Raw genomic sequence first — 4,732 nt, 5'->3', positions numbered from 1 at the left:
AAGCTCGTCATTGAACAATTGGAAGCCCATTGGTCGCCAGAGCAGATCTGCGGTCGACTGGTTAGCCATGGTCTGAGCGCGATACGACTGTGTGCGGAAACGATTTATCGCTTCATTTACTCAAAGGAAGAATACGCGCTGAAACTGTTTGAACACCTTGCCGAGATGCGAACAAAGCGATGCCCACGAGGCACAAGAAAATCGCGCAGTTCCTGCATTCCAGAAGCGTTTCGCATTCATCAACGCCCGGATTTTATTGGCAATCGTCTGCAATTTGGGAACTGGGAAGGTGATTTGATTATCTTTGAACGAGACCTTGGAGAGGCCAATGTCATGACGCTTGTTGAACGCAAAAGTCGTTATTGCGTCATCATCAAAAACAACAGTCGGCACTCAAAGCCTATCATGAACAAAATCATTCAGACCTTTGCTGCACTGCCTTATCATGCACGCCGCAGTTTTACCTTTGATCGCGGTTCCGAGTTTATGGGGTATCGGGTTTTGGAGGATGGAATGGGGGCCAGAAGCTGGTTTTGCGATCCAAATTCACCATGGCAAAAAGGTGCTATTGAGAACATCAACAAGCGCATTCGACGTTACTTACCCAGCAACACTGACCTGACGCAGGTCAACCAGGCGCAGTTGAGTGCCCTCGCCCATGATCTCAACGCAACCCCGCGCAAGTGTCTTGGATTCAAGACACCCGCTGAAGTGTTCGTCTCCCTTTTGCAGGAAGCAGAATAATCAGATAGCCTCATCAACGGCATGATGCACTTGGGATAGCTTTTCCAAATTTTCCAAAAAGCCGAATACACAAAACATCTTATTCGCCTGCGTCGAGTTGATGACGGCAAAACATACAATGTCGGCGACAATATTTGTGAAATCCTGTTGAAGAATGCCAATGATGGAACGAGTGCTTACGAGCTGATGGCAGGCATGTTCCGCATCCGCTGCATGAACTCACTTGTTGCGCAGACCGGCACGATCGATGCGATCAAAGTTCGTCATTCTGGCGATGTAGCGGATAAGGTGATTGAAGGAACCTATCGTGTACTGGAGGAAGCCGAGCGCACGCTTTCAGCGCCACAGGATTGGTCTAAGATCAATTTGAACCATGACGAGAAGGACGCATTTGCTCAAGCAGCTCATATCGTTCGCTTCGCAGACCATAACGGCAATACCAATACGCCTATCAAACCGGAACAGTTGCTTGTGCCGCGCCGAAGCGATGATCGGGATAATGATCTATGGACGGTTTTCAACACAGTGCAGGAGAACGTCATCAAGGGCGGGCTTCGCGGAGTGAGCCGAGACGAGTTTGGACGACCGCGCCGCACGAGATCCCGTCCCGTTTACGGCATTGACCAAGATATCCGGCTCAATAAAGCGCTCTGGATCATTGGTGAGAAAATCGCCGCACTCAAGAAATAATAGTGGCTACGGCGTGGCCTTGACGAGACTGCCACGCCGTGATCCATGTTTAAAATCTATTCAAATAGCGTTGACAGGGTGTATCCGATAGGATACAAGAATACATGAACGTATTCCAGAGATCAGATCAATTTGATCGGTGGCTTAAATCTCTAAAAGATCAAAGAGCTCGTCTCCGCATCTTGCATCGATTGACTGCTGCTGAACAGGGCAATTTTGGAGATGTTGAACCTATTGGAGAAGGTGTCTCTGAAATGCGCCTCCATTACGGGCCGGGGTATAGGATTTACTATACTCGACAAGGAGCCACTATCTATCTGCTTTTGGTTGGCGGCGATAAGTCTTCGCAGAAGCGAGATATTAAAAAGGCGATAGAAATGGCCAGAGCCATCGGAAAGGAATTATGATGACTGAATTTTCACCCTTTGACATTTCCGAATATCTCGACAACGACGAAGCCATGGCTGAATATTTGGCTATTGCAATGGAAGATGAAGATCCCGATGTCTTTATTGCTGCTCTGGGATATGTCGCGAAAGCCCGAGGTATGGCGAGTATTGCGGAATCCGCAGGACTTGGTCGGGAGAGCCTTTATAAAGCTCTTAAACCCGGGTCCAAGCTGCGCTATGAAACCGTTCAAAAGGTCCTGCATGCACTTGGTTTCAAGCTCGCTGTGCAGTCGTCACTGAAAGCAGCTTGATCAGCTTTGTTATCTGCGAGGGGAACCCTATCCCTTCCCCTCGAACCCCTGCCCTCCCAAATGGGAGACTACGTTCGAACCAGCTTCCTCCAACAATGTCCCCCACACTATAGCGATTCAACTAATTAACGGTGCTTGCTATGAGTGATAGGCACCGCAAAACCGGTGAGAAACTCCCCGTTAGTTAGCCCGGACTAACACGACACCTGACTGGGAGTTCTCCCACTTCACTGACTTTCTTGAGTGAGCGAAAACTGGTGGTCCTGATTTCGTTGATACTATCGCTAACACTGCCAAACTCCATCCTATCCTTCTTGCAATCCCTTGCTGGCATGGGAAATCTTGCATTGGCAAACTTGACGGTCGTAGCATGTACCCCTCCCGTCTCTCGTCAATCAGCCGGGGCAATTCGCGGAAGGAGTGTGTTACACTTCGCGATGAAAGAAAACCGCCATGCGTTCAGTCACTTGGCTTAGTGATGCTTTCAAGATGGATCACTACAACCGACAGGACAGACAACAACCGGGCAAGCAAACGATTTTCCCCTGGCGGTGCCGCCATTCCTCGCGCAACAAAATCGCTACCTTTCCCGGTGCTCCACTATGTTTCGCTCCTCCAGATGTTTTCTTTCCTTTTTGTCGGTCGTCTTAAGTGACCATCGGCAACACAAACCAAGGAGACTATCATGTCCGATCTTCTCAACTTCATCCGCATCGGTAAAAACAATTCCATATCCGGCAACATCGCCTCCCCTGCATATGACTTCGATCTCACAGGCGAGCCTGTGAACAGTGATAACTCGAAAGCTCCTGCTTACAAGCTCTTCACTAAAACTCCCCGAGGACGCAATTGCGAGATCGGCGGGATCTGGCGCAAGACCAACCAGTCGGGCGGCGAATACTTCACAATCTCAGTCAACATCGGTCACAGCAAACTCAACGGTAATCTCGGACGATATCCCGGTCAGGATGACGAAGTCCTTATGGCCATCATCCCTTGGGATTGATCAACCAAAGGCCTCGGCAATCGCCGAGGTTTTTTTACCTTCATTGCACCACGCATCGGTCCAAGGGGATCTGTCCTGAGGACAAAGCGATACGCAGTAGCGCCCGATCGGTCATCGGGCAAACAATTTGGTGTACCTAACGCCGTAATGGCCATGGTAAACGTATTGGCGAGGGCTCGTATTCCTTTTCAAAGGAATGAGTTTCATTGCGCACCGCGTCTGGCCAGCCAATATCGCGCAGTATTTCGTCCGGCAGTTCTGCCATAAGGCTTATTGTGTGCCGCGTCGCACGTTCTCGCCGCCACTTCTTAAAAGTTTTGGAAACCCAGAGACGAAAGAGTTTCATCAGAATAAGCGGATGCAATTTCGACGGATGCTGGAATGTTGAATACAATTGGGATTGCATAATGCCATTCTCCTTCCATTTTGGCGCAAGGATGGCTGGGGTTTCAATGACCGGCAATTGCAAGAGCGTGCGGACTAAACTTTGCTGGTCTTTTTCAGCGGGCAGATCCTGCAGCTGGAGAGGAGCGTCTTTGTCTCCGCGAAAACGGAAGCGATTTCACGGCTGTTTTTCGTTGATTTATTGGAGCATTTTTTGTGTGACTAAACTAAACTCCCGATATTGTTTATTAACCTATCGTTTACCATAATTGGATCCTGGGAATTTTGGGTCTCCTTCGGAATGCGTGCTATTCGCTTTCGCTCACCGAACCCCACCTGCACCACTTGGGCTCAGCGACGGCATTTCAGGTCTTGTTCCAAGCCGCAGAAACACCGGCTTTGCCTGGGCGTGCTGCGACGGCCGGTTTCGGCCGGAGGTAACGCCCGCGGACCCACCGCCTTCGGCGTAATCGAGAGAGGTAGCGGCCAGATTTGCCATGAATAAAACAGTATTGCGAATGCTTGAAGGTAAAGGTCTAATCCCAGTCAATTGAAAGCCGAATTGTGAGAAAGAGTCAGTGAAGGTGACTGCCATACAAAAGAAGCTCCTGAGGTCACTACAGGATAGATCTGAATTCTTCACGTGTGGCGAAGAATTGCCCACGCAGCTTGTAAAACTGCGGCTGGCGAAATGGTCGAATATACGTATGGGTCGAGGGCTTCTATCGATCACGAGGTCAGGTCGCCGAGTCCTGAATGATGGTGAGTAGTTAAGTCTAATACTTTGGAAACTTCGCAATGCCTTCACGCTCAGCGCTTCGATGAGTGAATATCAAGCCGACATCCTTGCTGTCGCACTCCAGGCAGTAAGTTTGCGTAAAGCGCCCACACATGCTTTATCCTCCCTGATACGACTTTGATTTCTGACAAAGCATTGCCTAGACGTCTCACGGTTGTGGAGCCGCCGCTATTGATCAATCACTTTGTCTACAAGTATTTCCTTTAGGAATTGAAAAGCCTTCTCTTGGGTGCCAAACTTTGAAACTAAGTTCGAAAGAATATCTTCGTCTACAAATACACTTGCTGTCGAGATTGTCTTATCCGGCCTAACTAGCTCTAGGCTCCAAACCCAATTAAACATTTGATCAAATTACTTCTTCATGATTCACTCTCCTGATAACGGGAGTTTTGGAGCATGGCAGGAGAAT

Annotated in this window: 5 protein-coding genes; all 5 read left to right on the top strand. The window is 49.1% G+C overall.

Features of this window, described 5'->3' with window-relative positions; genetic code table 11:
- The coding region (locus QBD00_RS23510; protein WP_318580695.1) for an IS30 family transposase at window positions 1–744 on the top strand (744 nt) is incomplete at its 5' end.
- Between the two features lie 48 nt (window positions 745–792).
- Window positions 793–1,434, top strand: a complete 642-nt coding sequence (locus QBD00_RS23505; protein ID WP_318580697.1) for a DUF932 domain-containing protein — start codon at window positions 793–795, stop codon at window positions 1,432–1,434.
- Between the two features lie 104 nt (window positions 1,435–1,538).
- Window positions 1,539–1,841: a type II toxin-antitoxin system RelE/ParE family toxin gene (locus tag QBD00_RS23500; protein ID WP_318580694.1), complete on the top strand. Its 303-nt coding sequence runs from the start codon at window positions 1,539–1,541 to the stop codon at window positions 1,839–1,841.
- On the top strand, window positions 1,841–2,134 hold the full coding sequence (locus QBD00_RS23495) for an addiction module antidote protein (protein ID WP_318580696.1): 294 nt from the start codon (window positions 1,841–1,843) through the stop codon (window positions 2,132–2,134). The genes QBD00_RS23500 and QBD00_RS23495 overlap by 1 nt, the downstream gene beginning before the upstream one ends.
- Before the next feature lie 685 nt (window positions 2,135–2,819).
- On the top strand, window positions 2,820–3,140 hold the full coding sequence (locus QBD00_RS23490; RefSeq protein ID WP_318580693.1) for a DUF736 family protein: 321 nt from the start codon (window positions 2,820–2,822) through the stop codon (window positions 3,138–3,140).
- The last annotated feature ends 1,592 nt before the right edge of the window (window positions 3,141–4,732 follow it).

Source organism: Ochrobactrum sp. AN78, assembly GCF_029909885.1.
Lineage (GTDB): Bacteria > Pseudomonadota > Alphaproteobacteria > Rhizobiales > Rhizobiaceae > Brucella > Brucella quorumnocens.
Note: the sequence above shows the minus strand (reverse complement) of the source record. Positions and strands in the feature narration are given on the sequence as shown.

Excerpts from the sequence above, each read along its gene's own strand:
- QBD00_RS23500 (WP_318580694.1), top strand. The coding sequence starts at position 1,539 with ATGAACGTATTCCAGAGATCAGATCAATTTGATCGGTGGCTTAAATCT.
- QBD00_RS23495 (WP_318580696.1), top strand. The coding sequence starts at position 1,841 with ATGACTGAATTTTCACCCTTTGACATTTCCGAATATCTCGACAACGAC.
- QBD00_RS23490 (WP_318580693.1), top strand. The coding sequence starts at position 2,820 with ATGTCCGATCTTCTCAACTTCATCCGCATCGGTAAAAACAATTCCATA.